Below are 20,412 nucleotides of genomic sequence, written 5' to 3'. Positions count from 1 at the left end.
GATGACCGGGGACGCCGGCACACCGAAGGCCGTCGGGATCGTCTGGGCGCTGCTGGCCCTCAACACGCTTGGTTCCGCGGGGGCGAAGACCGTCATCCCGCTGCCTCGCTCCCTCATCCAGCTGGCCACCATGGGCGCACTGGGCGCCGCGTTCGCGCTGGCGCTCGCGCTCAATCCCCGGCTGCGCATCCGGCCCAGCGCCTTCGTGTTCCTGCTCACCCTGCTGCTGGTGCCGAGCGTGATCTCCAGCGTGAACCTGGGGGTCGGGTACGGCGCGCTGTTCCGCTGCTCCCGGCTGGCCCTCTTCGTCGGCACGCTGTGGCTGCTCGGCCGCTGGTGGGACGGCAGCCTGACGTTCGTCCGGTACCACATCCGGATGTACTTCGCGGTGCTCGTGCTGGTGGCCGCGGGCCTGGCCGCCTCACCGGGCACGGCCATGCCCGAGTACTACGGCGGGCGGCTGGTCGGCGCGTTGTGGCCGCTCACCCCGCCGCAGATCGGACAGTACGCCGCGGTGATCATCGGGCTCACCGTGCTGCTCCTGCTGGGCCGCCGGACCACCGGGGCCAGTGCGGCGCTGGTCATCGTGCCGTCACTCGTCCTGCTCGCGATGACCCACACCCGGACGGCCACGCTCGGCCTGCTCATCGGGCTGGTGCTGGCGATCGGCTCGCTCGTCCTGACCAGCGCCGCCGCCCGTCGGTTCTTCGCCTGGACGGTGGTGTGCGCCACGGTGGCCGCGGTGGCGTTCAGCTCCGTGCTGGAAGCGTGGTTCCTGCGCGGACAGGACAAGGAGAACTTCTCCAACCTCACCGGCCGGGCCAAGGTCTGGGACGCCCTGCTGACAGCGCCCCGGACGACCACGGAGCAGTTGTTCGGCGTGGGCCTGGGCGACAAGTCGTTCGGCGGGCTGCCGATCGACAACAGCTGGCTGGCTGTTTACAACGAGCAGGGTCTGACCGGCACCGCTCTCGTGGCGGCGTTCATGATCGTGCTCGCCGGCGTCGCGTTGCTGCGGCCACCGTCGCTGCCGAGGGCCTGCGCGATCTTCCTGATCAGCTACTGCGCGATCTCGTCGTACACCGAGGCCGGACTGGGCGACGCCTCGGCGTATCTGCTGCATCTGGCCCTGGCCGCCTCGCTGTTGGCGGCACCCGTCGCGGCCGCGCCCCTCTCGTCGGCCGAAGTCCCTCGACGACACGTCCCGCGATGGGCCCGGAAATCGGAGATGAGCTGACCATGCACGTCCTTGTGGTGCACAACCGCTACTCGTCGGCGCAGCCGAGCGGGGAGAACAGAGTCGTCGACGAGGAGGTGGGGCTGCTGCGCGCGGCCGGCCACCGGGTCGACGTATTCGAGCGGCGCAGCGACGACATCGCCGCCCGGTCCCTGCTCGCCAAGGCCGCGGTGCCGCTCCTCGTGCCGTGGAATCCGGCGGTCCGCACGGAGCTCGCCGCCCGGCTTCGCACCGGGCGTCCTGACGTGGTGCACGTCCACAACGTCTTCCCGCTCCTGTCGCCCGCGGTGCTCGCCGCCTGCGCCGACGCCGGCGTGCCCGCCGTCGCCACACTGCACAACTACACCCAGGTCTGCCCGCCCGGCACGCTGCACCGGGACGGCCGGCTGTGCACCGAGTGCGTCGGGTCGGCGGCCTCGCTGCCCGCCGTCCGGCACGGCTGCTACCGGAACTCCCGCCTCGCGACGGTGCCGCTCGCGGTCAGCCTGTCGGTCAACCGGCGGCGGTGGTGGTCCGGCGTGGAGCGGTTCTTCTGCATCTCCGCGGCGCAGCGCGACATCCTGGTGCGGTCCGGCATGCCGGCCGAGCGGCTGGCGGTGAAGCACAACTTCGTGCCCGACCCGGGCGGTTGCCGGACGGGCGCCGGCGAGCATCTGCTCTTTCTCGGCCGGCTCACGGAGTCCAAGGGCGTGCGGCTGCTCATGGCCGCGTGGGACGGGATCGCGGCGAGCGGCGGTGTGGGCGTGCCGCTCATGCTCGCGGGCGCAGGACCGCTGGAGCGGGAGGTGACCGCCTGGGCGGCGGGCCGGGACGACGTGCGGTACGCCGGACTGCTGGACCCGGCGGAGTGCGGGCAGGCCGTCGCACGGTCGGTCGCCGTGGTGGCTCCCTCGATGTCCTTGGAGACGTTCGGTCTGGTGACCGCGGAGGCGATGGCGGCGGGGGTCCCGGCCGTCGCCGCCGGTCACGGCGCCTTCGTCGAACTCGTCGAGGACGGGGTGACCGGGCTGCTGCACCGGCCGGGCGACCCCGCCTCGCTCGCGTCCTGCCTGCGCCGGATCACGGCCGAGCAGGACCGCAACCGGGAGATGGGACAGGCGGCCCGGCGCCGTTACGAGCAGGAGTTCAGCCCGGCCGTCGGGCTGGAACGCCTGGTGGAGGGGTACCGCACCGCGATCGCGGGTCGGAACGGAAACGCTGGCTCGCGGCGGGGCATCCGCGCGGGCAGGGATGGGGGAAGTAGATGACACGATGCCGACTCTGCGGCTCGGCGACGCTGGCGAGCGTCGTCGATCTGGGGGCGACCCCGCCGTGCGAGAGCTTTCTCGCCGCGGACCAACTGGACCAGCCGGAACCGGCGTACCCGCTGCACCTGCGGGTCTGCACCGACTGCTGGCTCGCGCAGATCCCTCCGCTGATCACGCCGGAGGAAACGTTCACGCAGTACGCGTACTTCTCCTCCTACTCGAGCTCCTGGGTGGAGCACGCGCGCACATTCGTCGCCGACGCCGCACAGCGGACGGATCTCGGCCCCGACGCCTTCGTCGTCGAAGTCGCGAGCAACGACGGGTACTTGCTGAAGCACGTGGTGGACCGCGGGATCCGCTGCCTCGGCGTCGAGCCGTCGGTGAACGTCGGTGCCGCGGCGCGGGACGCGGGTGTGCCCACGCTCACGGAGTTCCTGACCCCGGCCACCGGCGCGGCCGTCCGCGCCGAGCACGGCCCGGCGGACCTGGTCGTCGCCAACAACGTGTACGCGCACATCCCCGACGTGGTCGGGTTCACCCAGGGGCTGCGCGCCCTGGTCGCCGACGACGGCTGGGTCTCCATCGAGGTGCAGCACCTGCTGACCCTGATCGAGAAGAACCAGTACGACACGATCTACCACGAGCACTTCCAGTACTACACGGTCGCGTCCGCGATCCGGGCGCTGGCGAGCGGCGGACTCGCGCTCGTGGACGTCGAGTTGCTGCCCACGCACGGCGGCTCCATCCGGCTGTGGGCCCGGCCGGCCGAGGCGGCCGGCGAGCCGAGCCGGCAGGTGGCCGACGTGCTGGACCGGGAGAAGGCCGCCGGGCTGCAGGAGCTGTCCGGGTACACCGAGTTCTCCGCCCGGGTGGCCAAGGTGCGCCGGGACCTCCTGCGGTTCCTCGTCGACGCGGCCGAGCGCGGCGAGACGGTGGTCGGCTACGGCGCCCCGGGCAAGGGCAACACCCTGCTCAACCACTGCGGCATCCGGCCCGACCTGCTCCCGTACACGGTCGACCGCAACCCCTACAAACACGGCAGGTTCACCCCGGGCACCCGCATCCCCGTCCTGCCGCCCGAGCAGATCGCCGCCGACAGACCGGACTACGTGCTCGTCCTCCCGTGGAACCTCCGGGACGAGCTGGTCGAGCAACTGTCCTTCGTCCACGACTGGGGCGGCCGACTGGTCTTTCCCATCCCGGAACTGAGCATTGTCGAGGTCAAGCGATGAAGGTCGTTCTGTTCTGCGGCGGTTACGGGATGCGGATGCGGAGCGGTGCCGCGGACGACGTGCCCAAGCCGATGGCGATGGTCGGCCCGCGGCCGCTGATCTGGCACGTCATGCGCTACTACGCGCACTTCGGGCACACGGAGTTCATCCTGTGCCTCGGGTACGGGGCGCACCACATCAAGGACTTCTTCCTCAACTACGAGGAGACGACGTCCAACGACTTCGTGCTGCGGGGCGGGCGGACCGAGCTGCTGTCCACCGACATCTCCTCCTGGACGATCACGTTCGTGCAGACCGGCATCGAGTCGCCGATCGGGGAGCGGCTGCGCCGGGTGCGGCAGCACCTGGACGGCGAGGAGATGTTCCTCGCCAACTACGCCGACGTGCTCACCGACGCCCCGCTGCCGGAGATGATCGACTCCTTCGCCCGGCGCGACGCCGGTGCGTCGATGATGGTGGTGCCGCCGCAGTCCTCGTTCCACTGCGTGGACCTGGGCGAGGACGGCCTGGTGGGGGGCATCACCGCGGTGAGCGAACTGCCGCTGTGGGAGAACGGCGGCTACTTCGTGCTCCGCCAGGAGGTCTTCGACCACATACCGGAGAACGGGGACCTGGTCGCCGACGGGTGCACCCAACTGGCCAAGCGGGGAAGGCTGGTGGCGCACCAGCACCGCGGCTTCTGGAAGCCGACCGACACCGTGAAGGAACGGGCCGCGCTCGACGCCGCCTACGCCCGGGGCGACCGCCCGTGGGCCGTGTGGGAGCGCGACGGCGCGGGGGTGAGCGCGTGATCCGGCTCGGGGCCGGGCGCCTCGACCGTATCGTCGCGGTGGGCGCGCACTGCGACGACATCGCCATCGGCGCCGGCGGCACACTGCTGACGCTGTGCCTCGCGCGGCCGGGCATCCGCGTCGACGCGCTGGTGCTCTCGGGCGGTGGCAGCGAGCGGGAGCAGGAGGAGCAGGCCGCGCTCGCCGCCTTCTGCCCGGGCGCCGAACTGCGGCTGACCGTACTCAAGTTGCCGGACGGCCGGATGCCCACGCACTGGGACGAGGCCAAGGCCGCGGTCGAGGAACTGCGCGCGCGGACCGAGCCGGATCTGATCCTCGCGCCGCGTACCGACGACGCGCACCAGGACCACCGCGGCCTGGCGCAGCTGATGACCACCGCGTTCCGCGACCACCTCGTGCTCGGCTACGAGATCGTCAAGTGGGACGGCGATCTCGGCCGTCCGGCGGCGTACCAGCCGCTGTCGTCGGAGATCGCCGAACAGAAGGTGCGACTGCTGCAGGAGCACTACCCCTCGCAGCGGCACCGGCCCTGGTACGACCGGGAGGCATTCCTCGGTCTCGCACGTATCCGCGGCATCGAATGCCACGCGCGCTACGCCGAGGCGTTCGCCGTCACCAAACTCACTCTCGACCTGGGGGATTGAACCTTGCGCGTACTGCTGACCGGGCACCAGGGCTACCTGGGCACTGTGATGGCCCCGATCCTCGCGGCCGCCGGGCACGAAGTCGTCGGGCTGGACGCCGGATTGTTCGCAGACTGCGTCCTCGGACCGACGCCCGCGGACCCGTCCGGGCATCGTGTGGACCTGCGCGACGTCACAGCCGACCACGTGGCCGGAGTGAACGCCGTGATCCACCTGGCCGCGCTCTCCAACGACCCGCTGGGCTCGCTGGCGCCTGAACTCACCTACGACATCAACCACCACGCGTCCGTACGCCTTGCCCGGCTGGCCCGCGACGCCGGAGTGCGGCGCTTCCTGTACGCGTCGACCTGCTCCGTCTACGGCGCCGCAGGCGGTAGCGACCTGGTGACCGAGGACGCCCCGCTGCGCCCGGTGACGCCGTACGCGGAGTCCAAGGTGCGGGTGGAGGACGACCTGCACGCGCTGGCCGACGGCGACTTCAGCCCGGTGTTCATGCGCAACGCGACCGCCTTCGGCTACTCGCCCCGGCTGCGCGCCGACATCGTGCTGAACAACCTGGTGGGCCACGCGCTTCTGTCCGGCGAGGTGCTGGTGCTCTCGGACGGCACCCCCTGGCGCCCGCTGGTGCACGCCGCCGACATCGCGCGGGCCTTCACGGCCGCGCTGACCGCGCCGCGCGAAGCCGTGCACGACCGGGCGTTCAACATCGGCAGCGAGACCAACAACGTCACGGTCGCCGAGATCGCCGAGCAGGTCGCCGAGGCGGTGTCCGGCGCGAAGGTGGTGATCACCGGGGAGACCGGCGCCGATCCGCGGTCGTACCGGGTGGACTTCTCCCGGTTCCGTGCCGCGATACCCGGCTTCGACTGCGAGTGGACGGTGAAGCAGGGCGCGCTCGAACTCGCCGACGCCTACCGGAAGTTCGGGCTGACCCGGGAGGACTTCGAGCGACGCTTCACCCGGCTCGCCGTGCTGCGTGCGGCGTCCGACGCCGGTGCCGTCGACGACACCCTGCGGTGGCGCCGGTGACCGCGGCGGGCGAAGAGATGTACGCGCTGGTGGAGCGGCTGTACCCGCTCTGCCGGAGCATCACGGGCGACGGTGTGCGCGCCACCCTGGAGATCGTCGGCGAGTACGTCCCGCTCCAGGTGCGCGAGGTGCCGACCGGGACGCAGGTGCTCGACTGGACGGTGCCGCAGGAGTGGAACATCCGGGACGCGTACATCGCCGACACCGCGGGCAACCGGGTCGTCGACTTCGCCGCGTCCAGCCTGCACGTGCTCGGCTACAGCGTGCCGGTGTCGGCGACCATGCCGCTGGCCGAGCTCCGCCCGCACCTGCACACCCTGCCGGACCACCCGTCCTGGGTGCCGTACCGCACCAGCTACTACCGGCCGGAATGGGGATTCTGCCTGGCCCAGGAGACCCTGGACGCGCTGCCGGACGGCGAGTACGAGGTGCGCATCGACTCCACACTCGCCGACGGCCACCTCACCTACGCCGAGCACGTGATCCCCGGGCAGGTCCCCGACGAAGTGATCGTCTCCTGCCACGTCTGCCACCCGTCGCTGGCCAACGACAACCTGGCCGGCATCGCAGTGGCGACGTACCTGGCGCGGGCTCTGGCGGAGCAAACGCCGTACTACACCTACCGGTTCATCTTCGCGCCCGGCACCATCGGCGCGATCACCTGGCTCGCCCGCAACGCCGAGCGCGTGGCACAGGTCAAGCACGGGCTGGTGCTGGCCTGCGCGGGAGACCCGGGCCGGCTGACATACAAACAGAGCAGGCGCGGCGACGCGGAGATCGACCGGGTGATGCGGCACGTCCTCGCCGACTCCGAACGCCCGCACAGCGTCGCCGAGTTCACTCCGTACGGCTACGACGAGCGGCAGTTCTGCTCACCCGGGTTCGACCTCGGTGTGGGCTCGCTCAGCCGGACCCCGTACGCCGGTTACCCCGAGTACCACACCTCGGCGGACAACCTGGACTTCGTCTCCCCGGAGGCGATGGCGGACACGCTCGCCGTCTGCCGCGAGGCGTTCGCCGTCCTCGACCGCAACCGGCGGTACGTCAACCTCAGCCCCTACGGCGAACCACAGCTGGGCCGACGGGGGTTGTACGACTCGCTCGGCGGCCGCAGCGACGCGAAGCAGGCCCAGATGGCCATGCTCTGGGTGCTCAGCCTCTCCGACGGCGAGCACAGCCTGCTGGACGTCGCCGAGCGGTCCGGGCTGCCGTTCGACACCGTCGCCGCCGCGGCCGGCGCCCTGGAGGCCGCCGGGCTGATCAAGGCATGACGCGGATGACCACCGAGGAGGAGAAGACGGGGCCGACGGCGACGACCGCCAAGCGGGGCGTGCTCGGCCGGCTGTCCTGGGGGCTGGCCGACCAGGCGGTCTCCAGCATGACCAACTTCGCGGTGGGGATCTTCGTGGCCCGCTCGCTGGGGGTGACCGCGTTCGGCGTGTTCAGCCTGGCCTGGCTGACGTACGGCGTGGTGCTCAACATCTCCCGCGGGCTGGCCACCGACCCGCTCATGGTGCGGTTCAGCGGCGTGCCGGGCGACCTCTGGCGTGCGGCGGCGTCCCGGTCCTCGGGGGCCGCGCTCGTCATCGGCTCCACCCTCGGCGCCGTGTGCCTGCTGGTCGGGCTCGGTCTCGGCGGCCAGGTGGGGCCGGCGTTCGCCGGTCTCGGCGTCGCCCTGCCGGCGCTGCTGCTCCAGGACTCGAGGCGGTTCGCGTTCTTCGCCGCCGGCACCGGGCAGAAGGCGTTCGCCAACGACCTCGTGCAGGGCGTCGCACTCGTCCCGGCCATGATCGTGGCGGCCCGCGTGGGCACCGTGGCCGCCTTCGTGCTGGCCTGGGGCGCCGCCGCCGCGCTGGCCGCCGGGTACGGCTTCCTCCAGTCCGGCATCCGGCCGCGGGTGACCGAGGCCCGCGGGTGGATCCGCGAGCAGCGCGACCTGGGCAGCCGGTACCTGGTCGAGAACGTCAGCCTCAGCGGCGCAGGCCAGCTGCGGGCGTACGGGCTCGGCGCGATCGCCGGGGTCGGCGCGGTGGGGGCGGTCCGGGGCGCCGAGCTGCTGCTCGGCCCCTTCCTCGCCCTGCTGATGGGGCTGTCGCTGGTCACCGTGGCCGAGGCGGCCCGGGTGCTGAGGCAGGACTCGCACCGGCTCGGCAGGTTCTGCTTCCTGCTGGGCGGCGGGCAGGCAGGCGCCGCCCTGCTGTGGGGCGCGGCGCTGCTGCTGATGCCGGGGCGGCTCGGCGAGCTCGCCCTCGGCGACGTCTGGCACTCCGCCTCCCAGCTCATCGCGCCGGCCACGCTCGGCGTGGCCGGCGCCGGCCTCGGCAGCGGCGCGGCGGCCGGGCTGCGCGCGCTCGCCGCGGCCCGGCGCAGCCTGCGCTGCCAGCTGTTCGCCTCCGCCTGCTATGTCGGCGGCGGGCTCGGCGGGGCGGCCGTGGCGGGCACGGTCGGCTCGGCCTGGGGCGTCGCCGCCGCGACCGTCTGCGGCTCGGCCGTGTGGTGGCTGCAGCTGCGGTCCGCCCTGCGCGAGCACCACCACGAATCCATCCCCGAAGTGAGGACACCATGACCGCCCGACCCAGGCTGAGCATCGGCCTGCCCGTGTACAACGGCGAGGAGTACCTCGCCGAGGCGCTCGACGCCCTGCTCGGCCAGACCTACGAGGACTTCGAGCTGGTCATCTCCGACAACGCCTCGACCGACGGGACCCGGGACATCTGCCACCGGTACGCCGGGAAGGACTCGCGCATCCGGTACATCCGGCTGCCCCGGAACATCGGCGCCGCGCCGAACCACAACTATGTGTTCACCGAGTGCCACGGCGAGCTGTTCAAGTGGGCCTCGCACGACGACCTGTACGCCCGGGATCTGCTGCAGCGCTGTGTATCGGCGCTGGACGAGCGGCCGGGCATCATCCTCGCCCACGCCGACCAGGCGGTCATCGACGGCGACGGCCAGGTGAAGGTCCCGTACGAGTACACGCTCGCCACCGGCTCGCCGCACGCGCCGGAGCGCTTCCGCAGCATGCTGTTCGAGCCCGGCGGCGACGACTTCTACGGCGTGATGCGGGCCGACGTACTGCGCCGGGTGAAGCCGCACGACAGCTACCACCACGCGGACCGCACGTTCGTCGCCGAGATCGGCCTGCACGGCCCCTTCCACCAGGTGCCGGAGCTCTTGTACTTCCGCCGCGACCACCCCACCCGTGCCGAGCGGGCGAACCCCTCCAAGCGCTCCCGGTGCGTCAACCTGGACCCGCGCCGGGCGGGCCCGCTGCACCCGACGCCCCGGCTGCTCGCCGAGTACGTCTGGGGCTTCGTCGCGGCGATCCGGCGGGCGCCGTTGTCCGCGGCCGACCGGCGCGCGTGCTACCGCCACCTGGCCGCGTGGATGGCCAGCCGGGTCCGGCCGGGCGCCGGTGAGCGGGTCGAGGACCGCGCCCCGGTCGACCCGGGCCGGCTCACCGTCTCCGTCGACGACTTGGTCGCCGGGCGTGAGGGTAGGCGGGCATGACATCTGTGGACGAAACCCCGGTGCGCGTCGGGGTGTTCGGCCTGCTCGGCTCCGGCAACCTCGGCAACGACGGGTCACTCGAGGCCGTACTCGGCCACCTCCGCGCCGAGCACCCGGAGGCGGAGGTGGACGCGCTGTGCGGCGGGCCCGAGGTCGTCGCGGCCCGGTACGGAATCCCCGCGACGCGGCTGCACTGGTACCGCGGGGAGTACCGGACCGCGTCACGTGCGGGCGCGATCGCGGCCAAGGGTCTGGGCAAACTCGTCGACGCCGTCCGCACCGCCGCCTGGGTGCGCCGGCACGACGTGGTGATCGTGCCGGGCATGGGCGTCCTGGAGGCCACGCTGCCGCTGCGGCCGTGGGGCTTCCCGTACTCGCTGTTCCTGCTCTGCGCGTCCGGCCGGCTGTTCGGCACCCGGGTCGCGCTGGTCGGCGTCGGCGCCGCCGCGATCGGCAACCGGCCGACCCGGGTCCTGGTGCGCTGGTCGGCGCGGCTGGCCGCGTACCGGTCGTACCGTGACGCCCTGTCCCGCGACGCGATGCGGGCGATGGGCGTGGACACCGCGCACGACGAGGTCTATCCGGACCTCGCCTTCGCCCTGCCGACGCCGCGAGCGAGCGCCACCCCGGGCCTGGTCTGCGTCGGCGTCATGGACTTCCACGGCGGCAACGACGACCGCGCCCGGGCCGAGGAGATCCACCGGCGCTACCTCGAGGGGACAACTCGGTTCGTCCGCACGCTGGTCGAGGGCGGCAGGCCGGTCCGGCTGGTCACCGGCGACGCGTGCGATGCGCCGGTGGTCGCCGCGATCCTCGACGCGGTGGACTCACCGCTGGTCACCGCCGCCGAGGCGGCCTCGCTGGCCGACCTGATGAAGGAAATGGCGGCCGCCGACACCGTGGTGGCGACCCGGTACCACAACCTGGTCTGCGCGCTGAAGGCCGGCACGCCGACTCTCGCGCTCAGCTACGCGGCGAAGAGCGACGCGCTCATGGACCGGATGGGACTGGGCGCGTACTGTCACCCGGCCCGCGAGGTCGACGCCGACCGGCTGCTCGAGCAGTTCCGGGCATTGGAGCAGCGATCGGCGGAGCTGCGGCGGACCCTCACCGAGCGGAACCAGGTCGCCACCCGGCAACTCGAGGACCAATTCACCGACTTGACCACTGCCCTGTTCGCCATACGGGAGGCTCCGTGAAAGCGACCGAAGTCCCGGCGATCGCCGGTGCGTACCTGTTCGAGCCGACGCCGTACGCCGACGAGCGCGGCTTCTTCTGCCGCACCTTCGACGCCGACGTGGTCCGCTCGGTGGGCCTCGACCCGGACACCTTCATCCAGGACAGCGTGTCCCGCTCGGCCCGGGGCGTGCTGCGCGGCCTGCACCTGCGCTCCGGCGCCGGCGAGGCCAAGCTGGTGCGGTGCTCGTACGGGAGGATCTTCGACGTCGTCGTGGACCTGCGGACGGACTCGCCGACCTACCGCAACGTGGCCTCCTTCGAGCTGTCCGGCGAGACACAGACGACCCTGTACATCCCGGCGGGGTGCGCGCACGGCTTCCAGGCGCTGACCGAGACCGCCGACACCTCGTACCGGATCGACCGCCCGCACGATCCGGCCGAGGACGTGACGATCGCCTTCGACGACCCGGAGCTCGCCATTCCCTGGCCGCTGCCGGTCACATCGATGTCCCAGCGGGACCGGGAGGCGCCGAGCCTCGCCGAGGCCCTGAAGCAGAAAGAGAGCTGAAGTCACCGTGGACACCGAAGAGTTCCTCCTGCCCCGGTCGCGGACGGCGAACGAGCGGCTGCACGCCGTGATCCCCGGGGGCGCGCACACCTACGCCAAGGGCGACGACCAGTACCCGGAGAACCTGGCCCCGGTCATCAGCCACGGCCACGGTGCCCACGTGTGGGACATCGACGGCAACCGCTACATCGAGTACGGCTCCGGCCTGCGGTCGGTCAGCCTCGGCCACGCCCACCCACGCGTGCTCGAGGCGGTGCGGCGGGAACTCGACCGCGGCAGCAACTTCGTGCGGCCGTCCATCGTGGAGGTCGAGGCCGCGGAACACTTCCTGGCCACGGTGCCGACCGCCGAGATGGTGAAGTTCGCGAAGAACGGCTCCGACGTCACCACCGCCGCGGTGCGACTCGCCCGCGCCGTCACCGGGCGCCCGCGGGTGGCCATCTGCGCCGACCATCCGTTCTTCTCCGTCGACGACTGGTTCATCGGCACCACACCGATGTCCGCCGGCATCCCGGAGGCGATCACCGAACTCACCGTGGCGTTCCCGTACGGGGACTTGGCCGCCACCGAGGAACTGCTCGCCCGCCACCAGGACGAGATCGCCTGCCTGATCCTCGAACCCGCCGGCCACACCGAGCCTCCGCCCGGGTACCTCGCCGGCCTGCGCGAACTGGCCGACCGGCACGGCTGCGTACTGATCTTCGACGAGATGATCACCGGCTTCCGCTGGTCCGAGGCGGGCGCCCAGGGCCTGTACGGCGTCGTCCCCGACCTCTCCACGTTCGGCAAGGCACTGGGCAACGGGTTCGCCGTCTCCGCGCTGGCCGGGCGCCGCGATCTGATGGAGCGGGGCGGGCTGCGTCACTCCGGCGACCGGGTGTTCCTGCTGTCCACCACGCACGGCGCGGAAACGCATTCGCTGGCCGCCGCGATGGCCGTGCAGACCACCTACGTCGAGGAGGGCGTCACCGCGCGGCTGCACGCCCTCGGCGAGCGGCTGGCCGCCGGTGTCCGCGACGCCGCGGCGAGCATGGGCGTCGGCGACCACGTCGTCGTCCGGGGCCGGGCCAGCAACCTGGTCTTCGCCACCCTCGACGAGAACCGGCAGCCGTCGCAGCCGTACCGCACCCTGTTCCTGCGCCAACTCCTCGCGGGCGGGGTGCTGGCCCCGTCGTTCGTGGTGAGCAGCGCGCTCGGCGACGCCGACATCGACCGCACCGTCGAGGTGGTGGCCCAGGCATGTGCGGTGTACCGGAAGGCGCTGGACGCCGCCGACCCCACCCCCTGGCTGGCCGGGCGGCCGGTGAAACCCGTGTTCCGCCGCTTGGCATGACGTGACGTCAGCGCCTTTCCTGCCGTCCGGCGTCGGCCGTCCGGTCGACCAGCCACGCGGTCGCCGGCATCACCGCCAGCGCGGTGCACCAGCCGCCGAGGACATCGGTCGGGTAGTGCGCGTCCAGGGCGACCTGCGCCCAGCCCATGGCGGCGCCGGCGACCAGCGCCGCGGCGAGCACGAGCAACATGCCGGCCGTCCTGCCGAGGCCGAGCCGGCCGGTCGCGAGCAGCGCCACCACGAGGGCGAGCGCGGTGGCGAAGGCGGTGTGCCCGCTCGGGTAGGACAGGTATCCGTGGTGGATGGTGCGTCCCGCCAGGTGTTTGAGCACCGTCGTCGTCCCCACGGTCATGCCGACGCCGACGACGGTGAGCACCGCCGCGCGAGGACGCCGGAGCAGCAGACAGCCCGTCACGGTGACCACGACCAGCGCCGCCGCTCCGGCGGGCTCCCCCCAGAAGTCCATGGCCAGGGCGAGGGACCGCCACGGCGGCCGCACGCCCTCCACCGCCGGCTGGATCCACATGTCCACCGTGCCGGGCTTGTCGTGGCCGGCGTACAGGACCCCGAGCACGACGACCACCAGCGTGGCGAGCGCCGCGATCAGCCCGAGCCACGCGCGCGGCGACGGGGGCAGCAGGGTGGGCCGCGTGGTGAACATGGGATCCAGGACGTCAGATCCCCCGCGCTCGCGCAACCCCCTGGCGCGTTACGGTGGGCGGAGTTCCATCGAGCAGGAGGTTGCGCCGTGCATGGCGAGTACAAGGTCCCCGGCGGCAAGCTCGTCGTCGTTGACCTGGAGGTCCAAGGCGGCGCGCTGCGCGACGTACGGGTCGCGGGCGACTTCTTCCTCGAGCCCGACGAGGCGCTGCTCGACATCAACCGCGCGCTGGAAGGCGCCGACGCCGGCCTGTCCGCCGCGGAGCTCGCGGCCCGGATCGACGCCGCGCTGCCGGAGGGGACGGTGATGTTCGGCTTCGGCTCGGAGGCCGTGGGCATCGCGGTCCGCCGGGCGCTGGCGAACGCCGCCGACTGGCATCACTTCGACTGGCAGCTGATCCATGACGCCCCCCAGTCCCCCGCCCTGCATATGGCGCTGGACGAGGTCCTGACCGCCGAGGTGGCCGCCGGTCGGCGGCCGCCGACCCTGCGGGTGTGGGAGTGGGGTGCGCCCGCCGTGGTCATCGGCAGCTTCCAGTCGCTCCGCAACGAGGTGGACCTGGAGGCCGCGGAGCGCCACGGCATCACGGTGGTGCGCCGGATCAGCGGCGGCGGGGCGATGTTCTGCGAGCCGCAGAGCACCATCACGTACTCGCTGTGCGTGCCCGATGCGCTGGTGCAGGGGCTGTCGTTCACCGACAGCTACGCCTATCTCGACGACTGGGTGCTGGGTGCGCTCGGCGACATGGGCATCAAGGCCTGGTACCAGCCGCTCAACGACATCGCGACGGAGGCCGGGAAGATCGCGGGGGCCGCGCAGAAGCGGGTGGTCTCGGGGGGTGGTGCGGTGCTGCACCACGTGACGATGGCGTACGACATCGACGCCGACAAGATGACCGAAGTCCTGCGGATCGGGCGGGAGAAGCTGTCCGACAAGGGCACGAAGAGCGCGAAGAAGCGGGTCGATCCGTTGCGCCGCCAGACCGGGCTGCCGCGTTCTGCCGTCATCGAGAAGATGATCGCGTCCTTCCGTGGACGGTACGGGCTGACGGAAGGTGCGGTCACTCCGGAGGAGCTGGCGCGGGCCGAGGAGCTGGCGGCGACGAAGTTCTCGTCGGAGGGGTGGACGGCGCGGGTGCCGTAGCGACAACCGCGCGGAGCGCGGTTCGCTAGGCAGCGCCGGTCGTCTGCTGGCCGGTCGTGCTGCCCTTCAGCCACTTGTCCCAGGTGAGGGTGAAGGCGGCGTAGCCGTTGTCCGCGGCGGTGTCTCCGCGCGGAGATCCCTTGATGGTGACGGGGTCGCCCAGGTGGACGTTGTTGTAGTACCACTCCGCGTTGTCCTCGGACAGGTGGATGCAGCCGTGCGACCCCTCGCCATGGCCCGGGTCGGGGTGCGCATTGGAGAAGTGGACATAGGTGCCCGAGTTGGTGAGCTGGACGTCCCAGGGCAGGTTCAGGTCGTAGAAGTTGGCGGTGCCCTTGGTGCAGCTGATGCCCACGCTGCAGGAGGTCATATGCACCCAGCGCTGCCTGTCCATCACCGCCATGGTGCCGTCCCAGGAGGGGAAGTCCTCGCTGCCCGCATCCATCGGCATGCTCCGCACCTCCTTGCCGTTCTGGGTGATCTTCATCTTGTGGTCCGGCACGGACACCGCGGTCTCGAAGTCGGCTCCGATGGTGAAGCTGTGCCGGTAGGCGTGGGTGCCATAGCGGCCGTTGCCGTCCCCCACACCGTCCAGGTCGGCGTTGACCGTCACCTTGGTCCCCGACGGCCAGTAGTCCTTCGGCCGCCAGTCGACTCGGGTGTAGTGGTCGTCGTCGTCGCGGAACCAGTGCCATGCGCCCACGACCGGCGTGGAGGCGGTCACCTTCAAGTGCCGCTCGATCTCGGCCCGGGCGGAGGAGGCCACCGGCTTGGTGAACTCGACCGAGATGGGCATGGCCACCCCGACGGTGCCACTGTCGGGGCTGATCGACTCCAGCTCCATGGGCGGCCCGGACGGGTGCGTCGGTGACGGCTTGGCACTGGCCGAGGCCTTCGGCGACGGCTTCTCGTCCGAGGCCGACGACTTCTTCCCGTTCTTCCCGTCGCACGCACTGCTGCCTGCCAGCACCGCACTGGCCAGCAGTGCGATTCCCATACTGCGCGTTACCCGACCCATTGCCCTATGTCCCCTGTTCGCAACGAAGATCACTTCTCGTCTCCCTCAGAGTCGGAACCCTGCGGGATTGGTTGCATGGGGATCGGCAAACCGTTGGCCAAGACTTGGGGGTGGGGTCGGGCCGCGACTTTTTGGCCGACGAGCCGGCTCAGCCCATTGCCGGGATCACTTCCCTCCCGTACGCGTCGATCGTCTCCTCCCGCGCATCATGCATCGCATACAGCGCGAACTGGTCAACCCCCAGCTCCCGCAGCCGCTCCAGCCGTTCCCGGTGTGCCGACACCGGCCCCAGCACGCAGAACCGGTCGACGATCTCGTCCGGGACGAAGTCCGTGGAGGGGTTCCCGGCCCGCCCGTGGTGGCTGTAGTCGTAGCCCTCGCGCTGCTTGACGTACGCGGTGAGCGCCTCCGGCACGGCGCCGGTGCCCTCGCCGTAGCGGGTGACGAGGTCGGCGACGTGGTTGCCGACCATGCCGCCGAACCAGCGGCACTGCTCGCGCGCGTGCGCGAGGTCGTCGCCGACGTAGGCGGGGGCGGCGACGCAGATGGTGACGGAGGCCGGGTCGCGTCCGGCGTCGGCCGCGGCGCTGCGTACGGCGTGCACCATCCACTCGGTCAGATACGGGTCGGCGAGCTGGAGGATGAAGCCGTCGGCCTCCCGCCCGGCCAGGGCGAGCGCCTTCGGACCGTACGCCGCCATCCACACGGGCAGCTTGCCGTCCTTCACCCACGGCAGGCGCAGCGCCGTCCCGCCGACGTCGGTCTCCCGCCCCTCCGCCAGGTCGCGGATGACGCGCATCGAATCCCTCAGCGCGGCAAGCGTGTTGGGGCGGCGGCCGGCGACCCGCATCGCGGAGTCGCCGCGGCCGATGCCGCACACGGTGCGGTTGCCGTACATGTCGTTGAGCGTGGCGAAGGTGGAGGCGGTGACCTCGGGGGTGCGGGTGGAGGGGTTGGTCACCATGGGCCCCACGACAAGTCGCTCCGTGTGTTCCAGGATGCGGCTGTAGATGACGAACGGCTCCTGCCAGAGCACAGAGGAGTCGAAGGTCCAGCCGTAGCGGAAGCCACAGCGCTCGGCACGGCGCATCAGCTCCACGACGGCGGAGGCGGGCGGGTCGGTCTGCAGGACGAGGCCGAAGTCCAACGGTGACGCTCCTTACACAGAGAAGGTGGTGCGGGGTACGTAGCGGCCGTGTCCGGCGCGGCCGGTGAACGTACGCCTGTCGATGACGACTTCGCCGCGCGAGAGGACGGTCTCGACCTGTCCGGTGACGCGCTTGGCCTCGTATGCCGAGTAGTCGACGTTCATGTGGTGCGTCCGTGCCGAGACGACCTGCTCGGCGTGCGGGTCGTAGATGACGATGTCGGCGTCCGCGCCGGGGGTGATCGTGCCCTTGTGCGGCGCGAGGCCGAACATGCGGGCAGGCGCGGCGCAGGCGATCTCGATCCAGCGGCGGCGGCTGATGTGCCCGTCGACGACGGCCTGATGGAGGAGGTCCATCCGGTTCTCCACCCCGGGCAGGCCGTTGGGGATCTTCGAGAAGTCGCCGCGGCCGAGCTCCTTCTGGCCGGAGAAGCAGAACGGGCAGTGGTCGGTGGACACGACCTGGAGATCGTTCGTGCGCAGCCCGCGCCAGAGTGCCTCCTGGTGCTCGCGGGGCCGAAGGGGTGTCGAGCAGACGTACTTGGCGCCCTCGAAGTCCGGTTCGGCGAGGTTGTCGGTGGAGAGGAAGAGGTACTGCGGGCAGGTCTCGCCGAAGACCGGCAGGCCCCGGTCGCGTGCCTGGGCGAGCTCGGCGACGGCCTCCTCGGCCGAGACGTGCACGACGTAGAGCGGGCTGCCGGCGACGCGGGCGAGCTGGATGGCGCGGTGGGTGGCCTCCGCCTCGAGCAGCGTCCTGCGGACCTCTCCGTGGTACCGGGGGTCGGTGCGGCCCGCGGCGAGCGCCTGCTCGACCAGGACGTCGATGGCGATGCCGTTCTCGGCGTGCATCATGATCAACCCGCCGTTGCCGGCGGCGCGTTGCATGGCCCGCAGGATCTGTCCGTCGTCGCTGTAGAAGACGCCCGGGTAGGCCATGAAGAGCTTGAACGAGGTGACGCCCTCGGCGACGAGGTGGTCCATCTCCTTCAGGGTGGACTCGTTCACATCGGAGAGGACCATGTGGAAGGCGTAGTCGACGGCGCAGGTGCCCTCGGCCTTGGCGTGCCAGGTGTCGAGCCCGGCGCGCAGCGCCTGCCCCCGCGACTGCACGGCGAAGTCGACCACGGTGGTCGTGCCGCCCCAGGCGGCGGCCCGGGTGCCGGTCTCGAAGGTGTCGGAGGAGGACGTGCCGCCGAAGGGCAGGTCGAAGTGGGTGTGCGCGTCGACGCCGCCGGGGATGACGTACTTCCCCGTCGCGTCGATCGTGCGGTCGGCCGTCCAGCCCTGTGCGTACGCGCTGTCGGGCGCCGCCAGCGCGGCGACCTTGCCGTCCTCGACGAGGACGTCGGCGTGGGTCTCCTCGGCGGCGGTGATGACGAGGCCGCCGCGGATGAGGGTGCGGGTCATGGCTGCTCCTTCCCCTGCACGTGCCGCAGGGTCCGTTCCAGCAGGGCCGCGCCCTCCTCGGCCTCGGCCACGGTGAGCGACATGGGCGGGGCGATGCGCAGGACGTTGCCCTCCCGGCCGCCCTTGCCGATCAACAGGCCCAGCTCACGGGCGTGTTCGAGGGCCTGTGAGGCGGCTGCCGCGTCGGCCAGCTCCACGCCGATCATCAGGCCCCGGCCGCGGACCTCGCGGACGACCGGGAGCGAGGCGGTGACGGCGCGGAGCCGTTCGATGAGCAGGCCGCCGACGCGCCGGGCGTTGCCCTGGAGGTCGTTCTCCAGGAGGTGGCCGAGGTTGGCGAGGCCGGCGGCCATGGTGACGGGGCTGCCGCCGAAGGTCGAAATGGAGTTGGCCTCCAGGCAGTTCATGACCTCGGCGCGGGCGACGACACCGCCGATCGACATGCCGTTGCCGATGCCCTTGGCGAAGGTGAGCACGTCGGGCGGGCCGTTCTCGCCGTGTGCCTGCCAGCCCCAGAAGTGGTCGCCGGTGCGGCCCCAGCCGGTCTGGACCTCGTCGGTGATCCACAGGATGCCGTGCCGCGCGAGGACTTCGCGGAACGCGGCGTACAGCCCGTCGGGCGGCGCGGTGAATCCGCCGACTCCCTGGATCGGTTCGGCGATCAGCGCGGCGACGGTGCCGTGGGCCTGGCCGAGGACGTCCTCGAGGTCCTCGACGCACGCCTTGATGAAGTCCTGGTCGGACAGGCGGGCGTACGGGCCGTGCGAGCGCACGGCGCCGTGCACGTAGAGCGTCTGCAGCGGCGACAGACTGGTCGGCGACCACGAGGTGTTGCCGGTGATGCCGACCGTGGAGAAGGAGCGGCCGTGGTAGCTGTTGCGCATCGCCAGGATCTGGTTGGAGCGCCGGTACGTGGTGGCCAGCAGCAGGGCCGCGTCGTTGGCCTCGGTGCCGGAGGTGGTGAAGAAGACGCGGGCGTCGGGGATCCGGGAGAGCGCGGCGATGCGCTCGGCGAGCTCGACCATGTGCCGGTCGAGGTAGAGGGTGGAGGTGTGCAGGATGCGCCCGGCCTGCTCGGCGATGGCCTTGGTGACCTCGGGCAGGGCGTGGGCGGTCATGGTGGTGAGGATGCCGCCGAAGAAGTCGAGGTAGCGCTTCCCGGCCGCGTCCCAGACGTATCGGCCCTCGCCGTGGGTGAGTTCGAGCGGCTCGCGGTAGTAGAGGGCCAGCCACTCGGGCGTCACGGCCCGGTGGCGCGCGTGCAGCGACGTCATGGCCAGACCAGCCCGTCGTACGCGTCGGGCCTGCGGTCGCGGTAGAAGGCCCACTGCCGGCGGACCTCGTCGATGAGGCCGAAGTCCAGGTCGCGGACGAGCAGTTCCTCCTTGCTGTCGCTCCCGACGTCCCCGACGAACTGCCCGCGCGGGTCGACGAAGTAGGACGTGCCGTAGAAGTCGTTGTCGCCGTACTCCTCGCGGCCGACGCGGTTGATCGCGGCGACGAAGTACTCGTTGGCGACGGCCGCGGCGGGCTGCTCCAGCTTCCAGAGATGCGAGGAGAGCCCGCGCGAGGTGGCGGAGGGGTTGTAGACCAGCTGGGCGCCCTCCAGGCCGAGTTGGCGCCAGCCCTCGGGGAAGTGGCGGTCGTAGCAGATGTAGACGCCGACCCTGCCGACGGCGGTGTCGAACACTGGCCAGCCGAGGTTGCCCGGCCTGAAGTAGAACTTCTCCCAGAACCCCTTGATCTGGGGGATGTGGTGCTTGCGGTACTTGCCGAGGTAGCGGCCGTCGGCGTCGATGACGGCGGCGGTGTTGTAGTAGAAGCCGGAGGACTCCTTCTCGAAGACGGGCACGACGATCACCATGCCGGTCTCGCGGGCGAGTTCGCACATCCGGCGCACGGTCGGGCCGTCGGGGACGGACTCGGCCCAGCGGTAGTGCTCGTCCTCCTGCACCTGACAGAAGTAGGGGGCGTTGAAGACTTCCTGGAAACCGATCACCTTGGCGCCCTGCGCGGCCGCGGTGCGGGCGTGCTCCTCATGCTTGGCGATCATCGATTCGGTGTCGCCGGTCCAGGTGGCCTGAACCAGGGCGGCGCGGACGACTTGGGTCACGAGCTGCTCCTTCGCCGGGATTCAGCCGGTCGCGTTCCACACGCGTAGACCGCGTGTGGAATGCGACCGTAGATCCGGTGATCCGCCGAGGCAAGACCACGGCACCCACCGATCGACCGACGGCCAACTGAACAGGGAAGCTTGCAAGCCTTC

At 71.4% G+C, this 20,412-nt stretch carries 19 protein-coding genes; 13 read left to right on the top strand and 6 right to left on the bottom strand.

The window, feature by feature from the left end:
- Position 1 precedes the first annotated feature (1 nt).
- From ACV530_RS23585 to ACV530_RS23530, 12 genes are read left to right on the top strand one after another with little or no spacing between them, the layout of a single operon-like run.
- The gene (locus ACV530_RS23585) at positions 2–1,237 is read left to right on the top strand and encodes an O-antigen ligase domain-containing protein (RefSeq protein WP_494334612.1); all 1,236 of its coding nucleotides are present in this window, start codon (positions 2–4) and stop codon (positions 1,235–1,237) included.
- 2 nt (positions 1,238–1,239) lie between these two features.
- Complete coding sequence (locus ACV530_RS23580) at positions 1,240–2,484, top strand: glycosyltransferase (RefSeq protein ID WP_494334611.1); 1,245 nt, start codon at positions 1,240–1,242, stop codon at positions 2,482–2,484.
- Positions 2,481–3,716 (top strand): class I SAM-dependent methyltransferase, encoded by a 1,236-nt coding sequence (locus tag ACV530_RS23575; RefSeq protein WP_494334610.1) that lies wholly within the window; start codon positions 2,481–2,483, stop codon positions 3,714–3,716. The genes ACV530_RS23580 and ACV530_RS23575 overlap by 4 nt, the downstream gene beginning before the upstream one ends.
- Positions 3,713–4,507 carry a glycosyltransferase family protein gene (locus tag ACV530_RS23570; RefSeq protein ID WP_494334609.1) on the top strand — a complete coding sequence of 265 codons (795 nt, stop codon included), beginning with the start codon at positions 3,713–3,715 and terminating at the stop codon, positions 4,505–4,507. The genes ACV530_RS23575 and ACV530_RS23570 overlap by 4 nt, the downstream gene beginning before the upstream one ends.
- On the top strand, positions 4,504–5,151 hold the full coding sequence (locus ACV530_RS23565) for a PIG-L deacetylase family protein (RefSeq protein WP_494334608.1): 648 nt from the start codon (positions 4,504–4,506) through the stop codon (positions 5,149–5,151). The genes ACV530_RS23570 and ACV530_RS23565 overlap by 4 nt, the downstream gene beginning before the upstream one ends.
- A 3-nt stretch (positions 5,152–5,154) precedes the next feature.
- Complete coding sequence (locus tag ACV530_RS23560; protein ID WP_494334607.1) at positions 5,155–6,180, top strand: NAD-dependent epimerase/dehydratase family protein; 1,026 nt, start codon at positions 5,155–5,157, stop codon at positions 6,178–6,180.
- Entirely contained in the window at positions 6,168–7,451 is a 1,284-nt protein-coding gene (locus ACV530_RS23555) for a DUF4910 domain-containing protein (RefSeq protein WP_494334606.1), read from the top strand. Before ACV530_RS23560 ends, ACV530_RS23555 begins: the two co-directional genes overlap by 13 nt.
- Positions 7,452–7,456: 5 nt before the next feature.
- A complete protein-coding gene (locus ACV530_RS23550; RefSeq protein ID WP_494334685.1) occupies positions 7,457–8,746 on the top strand; it encodes a hypothetical protein in 1,290 nt (429 codons plus the stop codon).
- Positions 8,743–9,690 carry a glycosyltransferase family 2 protein gene (locus ACV530_RS23545; protein WP_494334605.1) on the top strand — a complete coding sequence of 316 codons (948 nt, stop codon included), beginning with the start codon at positions 8,743–8,745 and terminating at the stop codon, positions 9,688–9,690. The genes ACV530_RS23550 and ACV530_RS23545 overlap by 4 nt, the downstream gene beginning before the upstream one ends.
- Positions 9,687–10,889 (top strand): polysaccharide pyruvyl transferase family protein, encoded by a 1,203-nt coding sequence (locus tag ACV530_RS23540; protein WP_494334604.1) that lies wholly within the window; start codon positions 9,687–9,689, stop codon positions 10,887–10,889. The genes ACV530_RS23545 and ACV530_RS23540 overlap by 4 nt, the downstream gene beginning before the upstream one ends.
- Positions 10,886–11,437, top strand: a complete 552-nt coding sequence (rfbC, locus tag ACV530_RS23535) for a dTDP-4-dehydrorhamnose 3,5-epimerase (RefSeq protein ID WP_494334603.1) — start codon at positions 10,886–10,888, stop codon at positions 11,435–11,437. Before ACV530_RS23540 ends, rfbC begins: the two co-directional genes overlap by 4 nt.
- Before the next feature lie 7 nt (positions 11,438–11,444).
- The gene (locus tag ACV530_RS23530) at positions 11,445–12,770 is read left to right on the top strand and encodes a glutamate-1-semialdehyde 2,1-aminomutase (protein ID WP_494334602.1); all 1,326 of its coding nucleotides are present in this window, start codon (positions 11,445–11,447) and stop codon (positions 12,768–12,770) included.
- A 7-nt stretch (positions 12,771–12,777) separates the two neighbouring features.
- On the opposite strand, the gene ACV530_RS23525 is transcribed toward ACV530_RS23530, so the two are convergent.
- Entirely contained in the window at positions 12,778–13,431 is a 654-nt protein-coding gene (locus tag ACV530_RS23525) for a phosphatase PAP2 family protein (protein WP_494334601.1), read from the bottom strand.
- Between the two features lie 87 nt (positions 13,432–13,518).
- On the opposite strand from ACV530_RS23525, the gene lplAB reads away from it, so the two are divergent.
- The gene (gene lplAB / locus ACV530_RS23520; RefSeq protein ID WP_494334600.1) at positions 13,519–14,574 is read left to right on the top strand and encodes a lipoate-protein ligase LplAB; all 1,056 of its coding nucleotides are present in this window, start codon (positions 13,519–13,521) and stop codon (positions 14,572–14,574) included.
- A 25-nt stretch (positions 14,575–14,599) separates the two neighbouring features.
- Here the strand turns inward: lplAB and ACV530_RS23515 are convergent, their stop codons facing one another.
- The 5 genes from ACV530_RS23515 to ACV530_RS23495 form a co-directional block, all read right to left on the bottom strand.
- Positions 14,600–15,571 (bottom strand): L,D-transpeptidase, encoded by a 972-nt coding sequence (locus ACV530_RS23515; protein WP_494334599.1) that lies wholly within the window; start codon positions 15,569–15,571, stop codon positions 14,600–14,602.
- Positions 15,572–15,740: 169 nt separating this feature from the next.
- Positions 15,741–16,739, bottom strand: coding sequence for a TIGR03842 family LLM class F420-dependent oxidoreductase (locus ACV530_RS23510; protein WP_494334598.1), 999 nt, complete (start codon positions 16,737–16,739; stop codon positions 15,741–15,743).
- A 12-nt stretch (positions 16,740–16,751) separates the two neighbouring features.
- The gene (gene hydA, locus ACV530_RS23505) at positions 16,752–18,146 is read right to left on the bottom strand and encodes a dihydropyrimidinase (RefSeq protein WP_494334597.1); all 1,395 of its coding nucleotides are present in this window, start codon (positions 18,144–18,146) and stop codon (positions 16,752–16,754) included.
- A complete protein-coding gene (locus ACV530_RS23500) occupies positions 18,143–19,420 on the bottom strand; it encodes an aspartate aminotransferase family protein (RefSeq protein ID WP_494334596.1) in 1,278 nt (425 codons plus the stop codon). The genes hydA and ACV530_RS23500 overlap by 4 nt, the downstream gene beginning before the upstream one ends.
- Positions 19,417–20,259, bottom strand: a complete 843-nt coding sequence (locus ACV530_RS23495) for a nitrilase-related carbon-nitrogen hydrolase (RefSeq protein WP_494334595.1) — start codon at positions 20,257–20,259, stop codon at positions 19,417–19,419. The genes ACV530_RS23500 and ACV530_RS23495 overlap by 4 nt, the downstream gene beginning before the upstream one ends.
- Positions 20,260–20,412: the final 153 nt, after the last annotated feature.

It is taken from the genome of Streptomyces sp. SX-6, assembly GCF_059089585.1.
The sequence above is the reverse complement of the archived record's forward strand: the minus strand, read 5'-3'. Positions and strand labels throughout refer to the sequence as shown.

Excerpts from the sequence above, each read along its gene's own strand:
- ACV530_RS23585 (WP_494334612.1), top strand. The coding sequence starts at position 2 with ATGACCGGGGACGCCGGCACACCGAAGGCCGTCGGGATCGTCTGGGCG.
- ACV530_RS23580 (WP_494334611.1), top strand. The coding sequence starts at position 1,240 with ATGCACGTCCTTGTGGTGCACAACCGCTACTCGTCGGCGCAGCCGAGC.
- ACV530_RS23575 (WP_494334610.1), top strand. The coding sequence starts at position 2,481 with ATGACACGATGCCGACTCTGCGGCTCGGCGACGCTGGCGAGCGTCGTC.
- ACV530_RS23570 (WP_494334609.1), top strand. The coding sequence starts at position 3,713 with ATGAAGGTCGTTCTGTTCTGCGGCGGTTACGGGATGCGGATGCGGAGC.
- ACV530_RS23550 (WP_494334685.1), top strand. The coding sequence starts at position 7,457 with ATGACCACCGAGGAGGAGAAGACGGGGCCGACGGCGACGACCGCCAAG.
- ACV530_RS23545 (WP_494334605.1), top strand. The coding sequence starts at position 8,743 with ATGACCGCCCGACCCAGGCTGAGCATCGGCCTGCCCGTGTACAACGGC.
- ACV530_RS23540 (WP_494334604.1), top strand. The coding sequence starts at position 9,687 with ATGACATCTGTGGACGAAACCCCGGTGCGCGTCGGGGTGTTCGGCCTG.
- ACV530_RS23525 (WP_494334601.1), bottom strand. The coding sequence starts at position 13,431 with ATGTTCACCACGCGGCCCACCCTGCTGCCCCCGTCGCCGCGCGCGTGG.
- ACV530_RS23515 (WP_494334599.1), bottom strand. The coding sequence starts at position 15,571 with ATGGGAATCGCACTGCTGGCCAGTGCGGTGCTGGCAGGCAGCAGTGCG.
- hydA (WP_494334597.1), bottom strand. The coding sequence starts at position 18,146 with ATGACCCGCACCCTCATCCGCGGCGGCCTCGTCATCACCGCCGCCGAG.
- ACV530_RS23500 (WP_494334596.1), bottom strand. The coding sequence starts at position 19,420 with ATGACGTCGCTGCACGCGCGCCACCGGGCCGTGACGCCCGAGTGGCTG.